General features: G+C 64.1%; 18 protein-coding genes. 15 read left to right on the top strand and 3 right to left on the bottom strand.

Translation table 11 applies throughout. The annotated features are described in order from the left end of the window. The first annotated feature begins 101 nt into the window (after positions 1–101). The 9 genes from BM365_RS17840 to BM365_RS11515 all read left to right on the top strand — a co-directional run bounded on the left by BM365_RS17840 (position 102) and on the right by BM365_RS11515 (position 5,334). Positions 102–470 (top strand): hypothetical protein, encoded by a 369-nt coding sequence (locus BM365_RS17840; RefSeq protein WP_139227411.1) that lies wholly within the window; start codon positions 102–104, stop codon positions 468–470. Between the two features lie 525 nt (positions 471–995). After that, positions 996–1,274: a hypothetical protein gene (locus BM365_RS17835; RefSeq protein WP_139227410.1), complete on the top strand. Its 279-nt coding sequence runs from the start codon at positions 996–998 to the stop codon at positions 1,272–1,274. A gap of 64 nt (positions 1,275–1,338) precedes the next feature. Then, complete coding sequence (locus BM365_RS11545) at positions 1,339–1,755, top strand: hypothetical protein (RefSeq protein ID WP_093489323.1); 417 nt, start codon at positions 1,339–1,341, stop codon at positions 1,753–1,755. Between the two features lie 545 nt (positions 1,756–2,300). Next, a complete protein-coding gene (locus BM365_RS17830; protein ID WP_139227409.1) occupies positions 2,301–2,750 on the top strand; it encodes a hypothetical protein in 450 nt (149 codons plus the stop codon). Between the two features lie 73 nt (positions 2,751–2,823). Continuing rightward, positions 2,824–3,168 (top strand): hypothetical protein, encoded by a 345-nt coding sequence (locus BM365_RS11540; RefSeq protein WP_093489321.1) that lies wholly within the window; start codon positions 2,824–2,826, stop codon positions 3,166–3,168. A 477-nt stretch (positions 3,169–3,645) separates the two neighbouring features. Then, a complete protein-coding gene (locus BM365_RS11530; protein WP_139227408.1) occupies positions 3,646–4,059 on the top strand; it encodes an antitoxin YezG family protein in 414 nt (137 codons plus the stop codon). Then, positions 4,056–4,361, top strand: a complete 306-nt coding sequence (locus BM365_RS11525; protein ID WP_139227407.1) for a hypothetical protein — start codon at positions 4,056–4,058, stop codon at positions 4,359–4,361. Before BM365_RS11530 ends, BM365_RS11525 begins: the two co-directional genes overlap by 4 nt. 74 nt (positions 4,362–4,435) lie before the next feature. Beyond that, positions 4,436–4,948 carry an HIT family protein gene (locus BM365_RS11520; RefSeq protein ID WP_093489313.1) on the top strand — a complete coding sequence of 171 codons (513 nt, stop codon included), beginning with the start codon at positions 4,436–4,438 and terminating at the stop codon, positions 4,946–4,948. Then, the gene (locus BM365_RS11515; RefSeq protein ID WP_093489311.1) at positions 4,945–5,334 is read left to right on the top strand and encodes a Na+:solute symporter; all 390 of its coding nucleotides are present in this window, start codon (positions 4,945–4,947) and stop codon (positions 5,332–5,334) included. Before BM365_RS11520 ends, BM365_RS11515 begins: the two co-directional genes overlap by 4 nt. 36 nt (positions 5,335–5,370) lie before the next feature. Here the strand turns inward: BM365_RS11515 and BM365_RS11510 are convergent, their stop codons facing one another. Then, positions 5,371–6,039 carry a response regulator transcription factor gene (locus BM365_RS11510; protein ID WP_093489703.1) on the bottom strand — a complete coding sequence of 223 codons (669 nt, stop codon included), beginning with the start codon at positions 6,037–6,039 and terminating at the stop codon, positions 5,371–5,373. Positions 6,040–6,145: 106 nt separating this feature from the next. Beyond that, positions 6,146–8,089, bottom strand: a complete 1,944-nt coding sequence (gene acs, locus BM365_RS11505) for an acetate--CoA ligase (protein WP_093489309.1) — start codon at positions 8,087–8,089, stop codon at positions 6,146–6,148. 320 nt (positions 8,090–8,409) lie between these two features. Here acs and BM365_RS11500 point away from each other — a divergent pair, with 320 nt between their 5' ends. The 3 genes from BM365_RS11500 (at position 8,410) to BM365_RS11490 (ending at position 11,978) form a co-directional block, all read left to right on the top strand. Then, positions 8,410–9,795, top strand: coding sequence for a DcaP family trimeric outer membrane transporter (locus tag BM365_RS11500; RefSeq protein WP_093489307.1), 1,386 nt, complete (start codon positions 8,410–8,412; stop codon positions 9,793–9,795). 11 nt (positions 9,796–9,806) lie between these two features. Beyond that, positions 9,807–11,471, top strand: coding sequence for an MFS transporter (locus BM365_RS11495; protein ID WP_093489305.1), 1,665 nt, complete (start codon positions 9,807–9,809; stop codon positions 11,469–11,471). Positions 11,472–11,597: 126 nt separating this feature from the next. After that, the gene (locus BM365_RS11490) at positions 11,598–11,978 is read left to right on the top strand and encodes a tautomerase family protein (RefSeq protein WP_093489303.1); all 381 of its coding nucleotides are present in this window, start codon (positions 11,598–11,600) and stop codon (positions 11,976–11,978) included. Between the two features lie 6 nt (positions 11,979–11,984). Here the strand turns inward: BM365_RS11490 and BM365_RS11485 are convergent, their stop codons facing one another. Beyond that, a complete protein-coding gene (locus BM365_RS11485) occupies positions 11,985–12,317 on the bottom strand; it encodes an EF-hand domain-containing protein (RefSeq protein ID WP_093489301.1) in 333 nt (110 codons plus the stop codon). A gap of 84 nt (positions 12,318–12,401) precedes the next feature. Here BM365_RS11485 and BM365_RS11480 point away from each other — a divergent pair, with 84 nt between their 5' ends. The 3 genes from BM365_RS11480 (at position 12,402) to BM365_RS11470 (ending at position 14,703) form a co-directional block, all read left to right on the top strand. After that, the gene (locus BM365_RS11480; protein WP_093489299.1) at positions 12,402–13,232 is read left to right on the top strand and encodes an ABC transporter ATP-binding protein; all 831 of its coding nucleotides are present in this window, start codon (positions 12,402–12,404) and stop codon (positions 13,230–13,232) included. Then, the gene (gene mutM / locus BM365_RS11475; RefSeq protein WP_093489297.1) at positions 13,225–14,052 is read left to right on the top strand and encodes a bifunctional DNA-formamidopyrimidine glycosylase/DNA-(apurinic or apyrimidinic site) lyase; all 828 of its coding nucleotides are present in this window, start codon (positions 13,225–13,227) and stop codon (positions 14,050–14,052) included. The genes BM365_RS11480 and mutM overlap by 8 nt, the downstream gene beginning before the upstream one ends. An 84-nt stretch (positions 14,053–14,136) precedes the next feature. Continuing rightward, a complete protein-coding gene (locus BM365_RS11470; RefSeq protein ID WP_093489295.1) occupies positions 14,137–14,703 on the top strand; it encodes an ECF-type sigma factor in 567 nt (188 codons plus the stop codon). Positions 14,704–14,711: the final 8 nt, after the last annotated feature.

The raw sequence follows: 14,711 nt of genomic DNA, 5'->3' as shown, positions 1-14,711 counted from the left end.
ACCATAGACCTAACAATTCGTTCAAGCCGAGCCCGCTTCGCGGTCTCGGACGCAACCGGTTCGCATCGGGCGGGCCGGCTTAACTCAGGCGTTAGGCATCGATGAAAGATTCTAGCTACTGCACTCCTTATCAGCGAGAGATCTCGAATGAGGAAAGACTTTTGCTCATATTTCTTTTGGAGCGCGAGGCTCCGGATCGACTGGGCCAGATCGAGTCTTTGAAAGTCATTGCAATATGCGGCTGTGGCGGCTGTCCGACAGTGCTGTTCGGTTCGTCATTTGATGTTGATCCGGCAACTCAAGGCAACTACATCCTTGCCGACTACTCAGGCAAGACGGCCGCTGGCGGCTTGGTTGGGGTCATGCTTTGGGCAAATGACCAAGCCCTAACGGAGCTGGAGGGCTATAGCATTGACGGCGTGGAGCCGGTAGTTTGGCCGGCACCCTTGTCATTACGGGCACTAGCCTGATGCCTAACAATTCATTCAAGCCGAACCCGCTTCGCGGGTCGGCTTAATTCAGGCGTTAGGTGCCATGGGGAAGGTTGCCCGCAACTGGATCGAACACACGCAAGATTGGCGCAATGAGCCCATGGCCTACTGGGTTCACTTAGAACTTGACGGTGCAGCATGGCGCGCGTCCGAGTCATACAGCCCGCCGGCTCCCAGGGCCGAGGGTCGTAGCGGCTATCCCGTGCTTTGCGTCGAGTCGCAGGGTTTTGTCTTCCGCTTCTCTTCTGCGGCACAGCTTGCAGAGTGTGTAGATGTCCTTGGGCGCAAGCCCCTCCCGACATCGCGCCGTCTATCCGCCATTCGTGGTGGCGGGCACGGCCCCAATAGTCACTGGCTTAGTCGGTTGCCTGGCCACATTAAGTCCCCCAAGATTCGACAACGTGCCGTGGAGGATCTCCGCTCAGTGATCTCTGCCATGGCACCTAACAATTCATTCAAGCCGAACCCGCTTCGCGGGTCGGCTTAGTTCAGGCGTTAGGCCTCATGAAGCCATTTCTCCCAGACATCTTCTGCGATCTGAACGCACGCATGACTGACAATGGCTACGCTTTGACTAGCGACTCAATAGAAGATCTTGCACGCCTTGGACTCACCCCAGAGCGAGCAGTCGGAATGCCGTTTACCTTCAACGGCGGCGATGACACTCCTGATGAAGGCGATCCGGTCGAGATCGTGTTCGACGGAACGATAGAACGGGATTCAAAGTGGGGCTATCTTGCGGTCTCGGATCCGAAGGGCGTTTACTGGCGGCCCAAGGCATGAGGCCTAACAATTCATTCAAGCCGAACCCGCTTCGCGGGTCGGCTTAATTCAGGCGTTAGGCACCATGCCCAAGCTCACCGCAATCTGTTATCGGCTTCTTCAGGGCGAGGAGTCTGCTGTGGACGCTGCAGCAGATGGCGAGACCCATGATTTTGGCGGCGAGTTGGTGCTGACCTTCCAGGATGGACAGAGACTCTTCGTTTCCTGGGTTGGGGAGCCTGTCCAGTACGCCATTGGCACCAGTGACGCATCTCACTTCTTACAGGACGCTGCGCTTACGGACTTTGATGTTTCTGCGTCTGCCATTTGGGCTGACCTGATCAATCAGGATGTGTCGCTCCGTTTTGCAGCGCCTGAGAACCAGGTTCTAGAGGTCTCGTCCCCAACAGCGCGCCTTATGCTTTGCTCTTACGAGCGGGGGCATTGGTGGGCTGATGAGGTAACCGTTTGCAAAGAGGCACCAGCACCGTATGGTGCCTAACAATTCATTCAAGCCGACGCCGCTTCGCGGGTCGGCTTAATTCAGGCGTTAGGACTCATGAGAATTCTCGCAACCGCCTCTACAGCGCTGCTTCTCGCTGGCTGCAGCTCGGAGAGAGTCCAGGTCGATCACGAGACGGCGGATTTCCTCTCTACGTTTGGGTGTCCGTCCGGGTCCGGCCACTACATCCAAACGACGATCTCGGCGCTTACCTCAGAGCCGGAACGCTACAATGGCAAGCCCGTCAGGGTTTCCGGCTACTACACTCGCTCCTTTGAGCACTCGGCCATTTATCCAACTCCGCAAGATCCGTTCTCTGCCGATTTCTCAAAAGGCATATGGACATTGATGAGCACTGAGGTGAGTCCAAAAGATGGCGATAGCGCTACGCTGCGCGGTGTCTACATCACCAGCACGCGCGGCCATCTCGGCCAATGGCCAGGAAGCATTTGCGTCCACTCAGTGAGTGTGACCAAATGAGTCCTAACAGTTCATTCAAGCCGAACCCGCTTCGCAGGTCGGCTTAATTCAGGCGTTAGGCGGCAATGCTCAGCTTTCTTCGTAGCTCAAAGACCGAAGTACTTGCCGACCTTGATGCGTTTTGGGCCTACTTGCAACGAACGCAACCTGCTCTTGAAACACCCGATGGACCAGCGGCCGATGCTGAGGAGCGATTGGACCTAGCTTTGGGTAGTGCGCTCAAGATCCTACTCGAGCACCGCATCGGTCCCGAGGAGGGAGAAAATCCCGTTCAGTGGCAGAACTGGGACTGGAATGACGACAGAACGCGGCCAGTCTATGTGGTGAGATCCGCGTTCAAGCCAGCGGTGTTTCAAGAAATTCAAACGCTGCTTAAGGACGACTTTGCAGGTTTTAGGGTGCTATTGCTGTTTCAAGACTCTCGTGAAGGCGATATTTGGGGCGGCGCTGTAATCACCAGCGATAGGTTAGTAGTTCAAAGAGCGGTGGCCCATGCTTTCGCGGCCGCCGCTTAACAGTTCATCCAAGCCGACGCCGTTTCGCGGCGCGGCTTGACTCAGGCATCAGACCCCGCATGAGGTCTCTTGGATGACCGCAGATACCTCCAGAATGTCAGGCGATCGCTTGGTCGTGATGGTTGCAGCGGCATCCCTGCTGCTGTTTGCTCTTGCCTACATCGCGCTTTGCCTGACCGTGCTGTACAGGCCTGGGTGGCTGCCCGGCGCCTCCATTCTTCACGCGGCCCTCGTTGGTCCGCCGCATTGGCTCGTGTGGGGTGCTGGGGCACGCCCCATGTTTTGGGGCTCCACCTTGGCAGTGGCGGCCATTGCGCTCATTGGCGCCTCATTCCGCTCGTTGCTGTTGCCTTGCGCCGGCCTTTGCTTTCTCGTCTGGCTGGGCTCAGGATTTCTGTCGGTGGTCATGTCTGTCTAGGTGGGCGGGCCCTAGCAGTTCATTCATGCCTAACCCGCCGCTCAATCGGGCTCAATCCAGGCGTAAGGCGCCAGAGGACATGGCACGCAAGCGAAAAAAACCAGATGCATCCGCGACATACTGCCGCAGCTACTTGGTTACGCTGGGGTTGGTCTTGGCCGCATTGGGCGTCCTCCTCCTGGTGCGTGATGGCGAGGGAATGGCCACATGGCCCTGGTGGGGATCAGCGCTCTTGGCCGCCTTCCTTCTTGGCGGCACTGCGCTGGCCCTCTTCGGCCTGTTAGGGCCCTCCAGCAAGATGCAGGGATGGGCAGAAGCATCTTCAAGCCATGAGGCAAGCCTCTTTATCATGACGCGGGCTTACCCGGTTTACCTCGTGCTCTCGCTTTTCTATGACCGGCGCTAGGTCGGCGTCTAACCCGTCATTGAACCCGAGCCCGCTTCGCGCGTCGGCCCGGCATGTACGTTAGGGTCATCATGAAGAAGATTCACGCTTTCGAAGGTGTCTACAGGCTGCTCGTCCAGGAAGCCTGCAGCCGTGTGCCGGGTGACGCGGGGAAGATCTGGGCCAGATCCGAGATATTCGACGGCGTGTCGACCACAGGGTTGTATTACCTTTCGCGCAGGAATGAACATCGCGCGGTGTATGACGGCATCGACAAGCTGGATGCCCGCTTCAACGCATTGCATGGCGAGTTCATCGCCAGCGGAGCGCCACCTTTCACCGCCGCCATCTTGTCGATCGAGAGAACAAGACGATTTTTCCGGGATAATGTGAGTTTCTCGGTGTCCTACTCTTATGAAGATGTCAGCGACATGGCGTTTGAGCGCCGGACGGAGCTGTGGCTCAAAGATATTTTCGGGCGGGATCCGGATCTCCAGTTCGATTGATCGCGATGCTGGCCCTGGCAACTCATTCACACCGAACCCGCTTTTCCCCCGGCTCAACACAGGCCCTGCACCGGATGAAGAGCACACCGGAAGCGACGCCCCGCCTGGACTGGATCGCGCGCATCATCTGCATCGTGCTGGGGTCCGGGCTAGCCGCAGGAGCATGGGTCGCTTGCGCCACGGACGTCCCCTTGTTTGCGCGCCTGCTCTTTGGCGTCGGGGCGGCAGCCCTGTTCGTCGCCGGAACGGTCGCGCCGCAGCGCGTGCGCATGGGACTGGTCGCATGGCTGCCTTGGGTCTGATGGTGTCCGTAGCCGACCGATCCGGCTGGCCAGCCAGCTCGCGAACGCGTCCCTGTCAGGTATAGGAGAAAGAAATGATCCAACTTCCCGTCAGAGACCCTTGCGACTTGTGCGTGGCGGCCCGCGACGAGCACTGGAAGATCATCGACGAGAGCGAACATACGCTGACCGTCATCAATCCGTGGCAGTTCGAGACCGGCCAATGCTGCGTCATTACGCGCCGGCACGTGGCAACGCTGCTCGATCTTTCCGACGCCGAGTGTTCGGCCATCATGGCCTCGGCCAAGCGGATCGCGGAGGCACTCGTCAGTGCGTATCAACCGTTGGGAATAATGACGTTCCAGAACAATGGCGTGTACAGCGGGCAGGAAACGCCGCATTTCCATTTCCACGTCGTGCCTCGACAGAAAGGAAGTGACTGGGGCATCGGGCCACCGCAACTCGCCACCTTCGACGGCGCGGGCCGTGAAAGGGGCACCACGCACGACCGGAGCGGCGATGCGGCGCGCATGGCGCGGGTTCGCGTTCCGGTCGACCAGTTGGTAGAGACCGTGAAGCTGGTCCGCTCGCACCTGCCGACCTCATGAACGTCTCCCGCAAGACCGCACGCATCCTCGGTGCCGTTGCCATCGTCGGCATCCTGCTGCTGCAGGCGTTCAACAACGTCGCCTGCTATGACCACACGTGGGTGGCGTATCTGCGCGCCGTGGGGTTCTTCCTGCTCATCCCGCTGCTGCCCGCACTGGTCTCGTTGGCCACCGCCAATCCGCTGCGTGCGGTCGGCGCCTGCCTACTCCTGTCACCGTGGCTCGTCTTCGCGTACTACACCGACTGCGTCCGCCCGTATGCCGGCGGCGGAGCGTCGATGATCTATGTGGCGGTCCTTTTGTGGGGGACGCCGTGCGCACTATTGGGGGCTCTGCTCACCGGTCCGGTACTGCGACTCGTCGGCATCCGCGTGGAGGGTCGCTGACGCGCCCGTTGTACCGCAGTTGCGACCGGACCGGACTTACTCGCCTTCTTCCGGCGGCAGCACCAGGCCGTCCGGATCCACCGCAAGGCGACCGGCGGCGAGCACCGCCTGGGTCCGGTTGGTGACGTGGAGCTTGCGCAAGATGGCGGTGACGTGCGCCTTGATCGTGGCTTCGGACACGCCCAGGTCGTAAGCGATCTGCTTGTTGAGGCGACCGGCGCCGAGCATCTGCAGCACCTTGAACTGCTGCGGCGTCAGGTCGCGCAGGCGCTGCGCGGTTTCCTGCTCGTCGCGGGACGTGGCCGGGGCGCTGAGCGCTTCGTCGGGCACCCAGCGCTCGCCATCCAGCACTGCGCCGATGGCCTGGCCGATGGTGTCCGAATCGGCCGACTTCGGAATGAAGCCCAGCGCGCCGTGGTCGAGCGCGCGACGCATCACCACCGGCTCTTCGCGCGCCGAGACGATCACCACCGGCAGCTGCGGATGCAGCGCGCGCAGGTGCACCAGGGCATTGAAGCCGTGCGCGCCGGGCATGTTGAGGTCCATCAGCAGCAGGTCGGCATCCGGGTGCGCATCGACCAGCACGTACAGGGCATCGACGCTGTCGGCTTCATGCAGTTTCACGCCCGGCATCACCCGTTGCACGGCGCCGCGCAGCGCCTCACGGAACAGCGGGTGGTCGTCGGCGATCAACAGAGTGGGCATGGCAGTGCGATCCATCGTGATGGGAAAGGGTAATCCTTGATGCGTTGCCTGCACAGGGCGGCGTGTCCCGCCCTGTGCAGCCCGTCTGCCCTCCCCAGCAGCCGGGTTACTTCACCTTGCGTTCGGCGACGAGCGATTCGACCACCGACGGGTCGGCCAACGTCGAGGTATCGCCCAACTGCTCGGGCGCGTTCTCGGCGATCTTGCGCAGGATGCGGCGCATGATCTTGCCCGAGCGCGTCTTTGGCAGGCCCGGCGCCCATTGCAGGTGGTCTGGCGTGGCGATCGGGCCGATCTCCTTGCGCACCCAGGCCACCAGTTCTTTCAGCAGTTCGTCGCTCTGCGCTTCACCGGCCTTCAGGGTGACGTAGGCGTAGATGCCCTGGCCCTTGATGTCGTGCGGGAACCCGACCACAGCCGCTTCGGCCACCTTCGGGTGCGCGACCAGCGCGCTTTCCACTTCGGCGGTGCCGATACGGTGGCCGGAGACGTTGATGACATCGTCGACGCGGCCGGTGATCCAGTAGTACCCATCGGCGTCGCGACGGCAGCCGTCGCCAGTGAAATAGGTGCCCGGATACGTGCGGAAGTAGGTGTCGATGAAGCGCTGGTGGTCGCCGTACACCGTGCGCATCTGTCCCGGCCAGGAATCCAGCAGCACCAGGTTGCCTTCGGTGGCGCCGTCGAGTTGCTCGCCATTGGCGTCGACCAGCGCCGGCCGCACGCCGAAGAACGGCAGCGTGGCCGAGCCGGGCTTGAGGTCGACCGCACCGGCCAGCGGGGTGATGAGGATGCCGCCGGTCTCGGTCTGCCACCACGTGTCGACGATGGGGCAACGAGCATCGCCGACCACGTCGTAGTACCAGCGCCAGGCTTCCGGATTGATCGGCTCGCCCACACTGCCCAGCAGGCGCAGCGAGGCACGCGAGGTCTTCTTCACCGGAGCTTCGCCTTCGCGCATCAGCGCGCGGATCGCGGTGGGTGCGGTGTAGAAGATGGTGACCTTGTGCTTGTCGATCACTTCCCAGAAGCGCGACACGCTGGGGTAGTTGGGCACGCCCTCGAACATCACCGCCGTGGCGCCATTGGCCAGCGGGCCGTAGACGATGTAGCTGTGGCCGGTGACCCAGCCCACGTCGGCGGTGCACCAGTAGATGTCGTCTTCGCGCAGGTCGAACACGGCCTCGTGCGTGTAGCTGGCGTACAGCAGGTAGCCGCCGGTGGTGTGCAGCACGCCCTTCGGCTTGCCGGTGGAGCCGGAGGTGTAGAGGATGAAGAGCGGGTCCTCGGCGTTCATGCGCTCGGGCTCGCACTCGGCGGGCTGTGCGTCGACGACGGCGTCGAACCAACGGTCGCGCGGCATCTGCATATCCACCGCGCCGCCGGTGTGGCGAACCACGAGCACGGTCTCGACGGAATGGGTGCCCGGCAGCTTCAGCGCAGCGTCCACGTTCGCCTTCAGCGGCACCTTCTTGCCGCCACGCAGGCCTTCGTCAGCGGTGATGATCAGCTTGCTGGCGCAGTCGGACACGCGATCGGCGATCGAGTTCGGCGCGAAGCCGCCGAACACCACCGAGTGGATGGCGCCGATGCGCGCGCAAGCCAGCATGGCGACGGCCGCATCGGGGATCATCGGTAGGTAGATGGTGACGCGATCGCCCTTCTGCACGCCCAGTGCGCGCAGCGCGTTGGCCAGCTTGCAGGTGCGCTCGTACAACTCGCGATAGGTCACGCCATAGGAAGGCGAATCGGGACCATCGGGTTCGAACAACAACGCGACCTTGTCGCCGCGTTCGGCCAGTTGGCGGTCCAGGCAGTTGACGCTCGCGTTGAGCTCGCCGTCGGCGAACCAGCGGATGCGGAAGTCGTCCAGCGCGTAATTGACGTCCTTGATCTGGGTCGGCTTCTTGAACCAGTCGAGGCGTTCGGCGGCCTTGCCCCAGAAAGCGTCCGGATCATCGATCGAGGCCTGGTAGTCGCGCTGGTACTGCTCGCGCGTGATGCGGGCCTTGGCCGCGAATTCCGGCTTGACCGGATACAGGTCAGTCATGAGGTCCTCCCGGGACGTTCAAGTGATGCGTCGATTCTGAGGCATGGACGACGGCCGGGCGAGGCGGCGGAGCGCGTCGCGTGGCATGTCCGACGCAACGAGTTTGACGCATACGACCGTGCGGCATCGCAGCATCCGGCTTAGACGATGGTCTTAAAGCACCGCTGCAAGTACCGCGACCGAACGTCGCGCCCCTTTGCTGGCAAGGGTTTGGGTCCATCGCAGTGCGGTTACGACTAATGGCGAATAGGCGCTGCCGGCATGCAGGCGCAAGTCTCCGTCAGCCGCGTAACGCGGCCATCAACCTTTCGGGAGGGGTTATGACCCAACGTTCCGCACTCATGGCGCGACGGCCACTGGCCGCTGCGCTTTTCATCGCCTTGATCGCGCCGGGGATGGCGTTCGCACAGACCGCCAAGGAGAAGGCGCTGGAAGCACGCGTGGCCGACCTGGAGCGCCAGGTGCAGTTGCTGCTGTCCGCGCAGCAACAGCAGCAGACGCAGATCACCACCACGCAGGAGCAAGTGACCCAGGTGCAGGCCAAGCAGGCCGCGGCACCGGCTGCCCTGCCCGCCGGCAAGCAGCCGATCCAGGGCACCACCATCCTGACCGCCGCCAATCCGGGAGGCTCGTTCTCCTACGGCGGCTTCATCAAGATGGACGCGATGGCCACCGACACCAGCGACGGCCGCATCGCCGATGGTTCGTCGGGTCGCCTGTTCTACGTGCCCAGCACCATCCCGGTGGGCGGCCCGACCGCCGATGGCGGCGACGCCTACACCGATTTCCACGCCCAGTTCTCGCGCTTCTGGCTGAGCGCCGACCATGTCACCGACAATGGCGACAAGTTCAAGGGTTACGTGGAAATGGACTTCTTCGGCGGCGGCAGCAATGCGCTGGCCGGCAACGAAACGTCCACCAACACCTACGCCGTCAGTCTGCGCCAGGCCTACGTAAGCTGGAACAATTGGCTAGCCGGCCAGACTTGGTCCAATTTCATGGATGTGGCCGCGCTGCCGGATGCCGTGGACTTCGTCGGCCCCACCGACGGCACGATCTTCGTGCGCCAGGCCCAGTTGCGCTACACCAAGGGCCCGTGGTCGTTCTCGATCGAGAACCCGCAGACCACGGTCACGCCATATCTCGCCGGCACCCGCTTCAACAGCGGCGACAACGCGCTGCCGGACGTCACCGCGCGCTGGCTGACCAAGGGCGACTGGGGTCATTTCACCGTCGCCGGCATGGTGCGCCAGTTCAAGCTGCTGGAGGAAACCGATACCGGCGCCTCCGTCAGTGTCTCGGGCAAGTTCAACCTGGGCAAGAGCGACGACATCCGCTATGCGGTGAACGCGGGCCAGGGCATCGGCCGCTACCTCGCCTTCGGCGTGGGCAGCGACGTGGTGACCGAAGCCAACGGCGACATCGCCGCACTGGATGGCTACGGCGGCTTCGTGGCGTGGCGCCACGTATTCAGCCCGAAGGTGCGCACCAACCTGATGTACTCCGCCTCGCACTTCGACAACGACGCCGGCATCACTGGTTTCGGCGTCACCGAGCGCACGCAGTCGATGCACGCCAACATCATCTATTCGCCGTTCCCGAAGCTGGACCTGGGCGCCGAACTGATCTACGGCCAGCGTTCGCTCGAGGATGACCGCGAAGGCGACCTGAAGCGTCTGCACACGACCGTCAAATACACTTTCTGAGGGGAATCCACATGAGTTCCACGACTGTGCAGCACTCGTCGTCGGGCGAGCTGACGAAGGGCCACAAGAAGGTCATCTTCGCTTCCAGCCTCGGCACCGTGTTCGAGTGGTACGACTTCTATCTTTACGGGTCGCTGGCGGCGATCATCGCCAAGCAGTTCTTCAGCGGCGTCAATCCGACCACCGGCATGATCTTCGCGCTGCTGGCGTTCGCGGCGGGCTTCTTCGTCCGTCCGTTCGGCGCGGCGTTCTTCGGCAGCCTGGGCGACCGCATCGGCCGCAAGTACACGTTCCTGGTCACCATCCTGATCATGGGCATCTCGACCTTCCTGGTCGGCGTGCTGCCCAACTACGCGTCGATCGGCATGGCGGCGCCCGTCATCCTGATCGTGCTGCGCCTGGCCCAGGGCCTGGCGATGGGCGGCGAGTACGGCGGCGCGGCGACCTACGTCGCCGAGCACGCGCCGGACGGCAAGCGCGGCCTGTACACGGCCTTCATCCAGACCACCGCGACGCTGGGCCTGTTCCTGTCGCTGCTGGTGATCCTGGCCTGCCGCCTGTCGCTGGGCACCGAGGCGTTCGAAGCCTGGGGTTGGCGCATTCCGTTCCTGGCGTCGATCATCCTGCTCGGCATTTCGGTGTGGATCCGCCTGCAGTTGAGCGAATCCCCGCTGTTCCAGCAGATGAAGGCCGAAGGCAAGGGGTCGAAGACGCCGTTCCGCGATTCGCTGAAGGGTGGCAACCTCAAGCTGATGCTGCTGGTGCTGTTCGGCGCCACCGCCGGCCAGGCCGTGGTCTGGTACGCCGGCCAGTTCTATGCGCTGTTCTACCTGCAGAGCATCCTGAAGGTGGATTCCACCGTCGCCTACCTGCTGATCGCCGCCGCCCTGTTCCTCGCCACGCCGTTCTTCCTGTTCTTCGGCTGGCTGTCGGATCGTATCGGCCGCAAGAAGATCATCATGGCGGGCTGCCTGCTGGCCGCGGTGACTTACTTCCCGATCTTCAAGGGCATCACCCACTTCGCCAACCCTGGCGTGGAAGAGGCCAGCCGCAATGCGCCGGCCGTGGTGGTCGCGGACAAGAACACCTGCTCGTTCCAGTTCGACCCGATCCCGGGTACGCGCAAGTTCACCAGTTCGTGCGACCAGGCTACCGCCGCCCTCGCCCGTGCCGGCGTGCCTTACAGCGTGGAATCGGCCGCCCCGGGTACGTTGGCGCAGGTGCGCGTCGGCGAAGCCTCGGTGCCGTCGTTCGAAGCCGCCGGCCTGTCCGGCGACGACGTGAAGGCCAAGACCGCCGCGTTCGGTGGTGAACTGAAGACGGCGCTGGGTGCGGCCGGTTACACCGAGAAGGCGCCGACGGATCGCATCAATGTGCCGATGACGATCTTCCTGCTCTGGATCCTGGTGATCTACGTGACCATGGTGTACGGCCCGATCGCCGCCTACCTGGTCGAGCTGTTCCCGACGCAGATCCGCTACACCTCGATGTCGCTGCCGTACCACATCGGCAATGGCTGGTTCGGTGGCTTCCTGCCGGCGATTTCCTTCGCGCTGGTGGCGGCCACGGGCAACCTGTACTACGGCCTGTGGTACCCGATCGGCATCGCCGTGATGACGCTGATCATCGGCACGCTGTTCCTGCGCGAGACGAAGGACGTCGACATCACGAAGTAAACGCTCCTCCCCGGGCCGGTCCCTCCCAGGACCGGCCACCTCGACGCCGGCCCCCGTGGCCGGCGTCTTCTTTTGTGCGACGCGCGGCGGGATAAGCTGGGATCTTCATCCCGCCGGAGTTGCGCCATGCCCCTGGTCTCCGTGACCGTCCGCAAGCCGAAGGACGCGGCTTTCAAATCGTCCGTGCTCGATGCGGTGCATGCCGCGCTGGTCGCCTCCGGCGTGCCGGCGACCGACCGTTTCCAGCGTGTGCTGGAACTCTCCGACGAAGACTTTCGCTACGACCCCGCGTACCCGGATGTCGCCGGCGCGCGCGATGAAGACTTCGTGCTGATCGAGATCCTGTGGTCGGTCGGGCGCAGCGTGAAGGTGAAGAAGGCGCTGCTGGCCGACCTGATGCAGCGCTTGCAGGCGGCGGGGCGGAATCCCGAGAACGTCATGGTCTGCTTCAAGGAAACGACCTGGGAGAACTGGGCGTTCGCCGGTGGTCGCCTGATCCACACCTGAGGCGGATCACTGCGGAGGTGCCGCGAGTTCCTTCGCGCTGAGGAAGCCGTCGCGGTCCACGTCCTGGCGCCGGAAGCGGTCGGCCAACTGGGCGAGATGGGCTTCGCGGGTGATCGGCTTGCCGCGCCCGCCCGGCAATTCGTCCACCGAGAGCACGCCATCGCGGTTGCGATCCATGCCCTCGAAGGCGTAGCTCATCCAGGCCTGGTACTCGGCCAGACTGACGCGGCCATCGCCGTCGGTGTCCATCCGTGCGAGGTAGTCGCCGGTAGCGGTGACCTGCGCCTGCGCGGCACAGGGCGAGCAGAGGATGGCGAGCAGGAGCAGGCGGGAGCGCATGGCGGCATTGTAGGGCGATGTCGCGCACGTCGGCCGCGGGGTGGATTCAGGTACGCTGCACCGGCACCTCCCCGCGCCGCCCCGATGAACCTGACCGCCTCTCCTGCCGCGACGACGCCCGTCGCGCTGTTCGAACTGGACCGCGCCACCGTGGTGCGCGGCGCCACCCGCGTCCTGCACGACCTGTCGCTGCGGATCCCGCTGGGCCAGCACACCGCCATCCTCGGGCCGAATGGCTGCGGCAAATCCACCTTCATCAAGCTGATCAGCCGCGAGCTGTATCCGCTCGCCCGCGAGGGCGATGCACCGGTGAAGGTGTTCGGCCTGCGCCGTTGGAACGTGAACGAGCTGCGCAACCGTCTCGGCGTGGTCACCAGCGACCTGACCCGCGACCTCCAGCAGATGCCGTACCTGCGCGTGGAAGATGCGGTGATCACCGGCTTTTTCTCCAGCTTCGTCGTGCCGCCGCACCGGCAGATCGACGCCGAGATGCGCGCGAAGGCGCGTCACGCCCTGGAACAGGTGCGCGCCACGCCGTTGGCGGACCGCCAGGTGGCCGAGCTGTCCACCGGCGAGATGCGGCGGGTGCTGATCGCACGCGCGCTGGTGCACGAACCCGAAGCGCTACTGCTGGACGAACCCACCGCGGGGCTGGACCTGGTGGCGCGCCGGCATTTCCTGGGCCTGATGCGCAGCCTCGCGCAGCGCGGCATCACCCTGGTGCTGGTCACGCACCACATCGAGGAAATCATTCCGGAGATCGATCGCGTGCTGCTGCTGCGCGATGGCGCGGTCTGTGCGGACGGCGACCGTGCCGGCACGCTGACCGAGGCGCAGCTGAGCCATGCCTTCGGCGGCCCGGTGCAGGTGCGCCAGGACGGCGAGTACTACGGAGCCGTGCCCGGCCATGCCTGAACTGCCCGAAGTCGAGACCACCCGCCGCGGGTTGGCACCGCACGTCGAAGGTCGGCGCATCCAGGCGGTGACGCTGCGCCGGCCCGACCTGCGCTGGCCGATCCCGCCCGAGGTCGCGCGCGACCTGCCTGGCCAGCGCATCCAGGCCGTACGGCGGCGTGCGAAATACCTGCTGATGGACACCGAAGCCGGGAGCGCACTGTTGCACCTGGGCATGTCCGGCAGCCTGCGCGTGCTGCCGGCGACCACCCCGGTGACGGCGCACGACCATGTCGACATCGCCCTGGACGACGAGCACGGCAACGCGGGCCGCGTCCTGCGCTTCAACGACCCCCGCCGCTTCGGCTCGCTGCTGTGGCAACCCCCGGGCGAAGTCCACCCGTTGCTGCAAGGACTGGGGCCGGAACCGCTTTCAGACGCCTTCGACGGCGATTACCTGTTCGACCTGAGCCGCGGGCGGAAGGCGCCGGTGAAGACCTTCCTGATGGACCAGGCGGTCGTGGTGGGCGTGGGCAACATCTACGCTGCGGAGAGCCTGTTCCGTGCAGGCATCTCGCCACTGCGCGCGGCCGGCAAGGTGTCGCGCGAGCGTTACGTGGCGCTGGCCGGGGCCGTGAAGGAGATCCTGGCCTACGCGATCACCCGTGGCGGCACCACGTTGCGGGATTTCCTGAGCCCGGACGGGGCGCCGGGGTACTTCGAACAGGAGCTTTCCGCCTATGGGCGGGCCGGCGAACCCTGCCCTCGCTGCGGCCGACCGATGAAGCAGGCCAACATCGGCCAGCGGACCACCGTCTGGTGTGGCCACTGCCAGCGCTGAAACGCCCGCCCGTGCCGTTGGGCAGATGTCCGACCTTCGTCGAATAACGTTATATTCGCGCCCTTGGCTTCGTGGGGAACACGGATGGCGGACGCACCCGACATTACGCTCTGGCTGGACTCGGCCCGCAGCGGCGATCGCGCCGCACTGGACCGCGTGCTGGCCACGCTGTACCAGGAATTGCACACCATGGCCCGCCGGCAGTTGTCGGGCCAGCACGGCTACACCCTCGACGCCACGGCACTGGTGCACGAGTCCTACCTGAAACTGCTCGGCTCGACCGGCACGGCCAAGTTCGAGGACCGCGCGCACTTCTTCGCTTATGCCGCCTCGTCGATGCGCAGCGTGGTGGTCGACTACGCGCGCAGCCGCCTCGCGCGCAAGCGCGGTGGCGACCTCAAGCGCGTGGCCGACATCCCGGAAGAAGTGGAAGGCAACCTGCGCCTGGACGAGGACATGCTGGCGCTGAACGATGCGCTGGAAAAGCTCGCCGCTGCGGACGAACGCCTGGCCCAGGTGGTGGAAATGCGGTATTTCGCCGGCCTGTCGGAACTGGAAATCGCCGAACTGCTGCAGCGCTCCGAACGTAGCATCCGTCGCGACTGGCAGAAGGCACGCATGTTCCTGCTGTCGGCCATGCAGGACAGCTGAGCCCGCGC

It is taken from the genome of Pseudoxanthomonas sp. YR558 (genome assembly GCF_900116385.1).
Lineage (GTDB): Bacteria > Pseudomonadota > Gammaproteobacteria > Xanthomonadales > Xanthomonadaceae > Pseudoxanthomonas_A.
The sequence above is the reverse complement of the archived record's forward strand: the minus strand, read 5'-3'. Positions and strand labels throughout refer to the sequence as shown.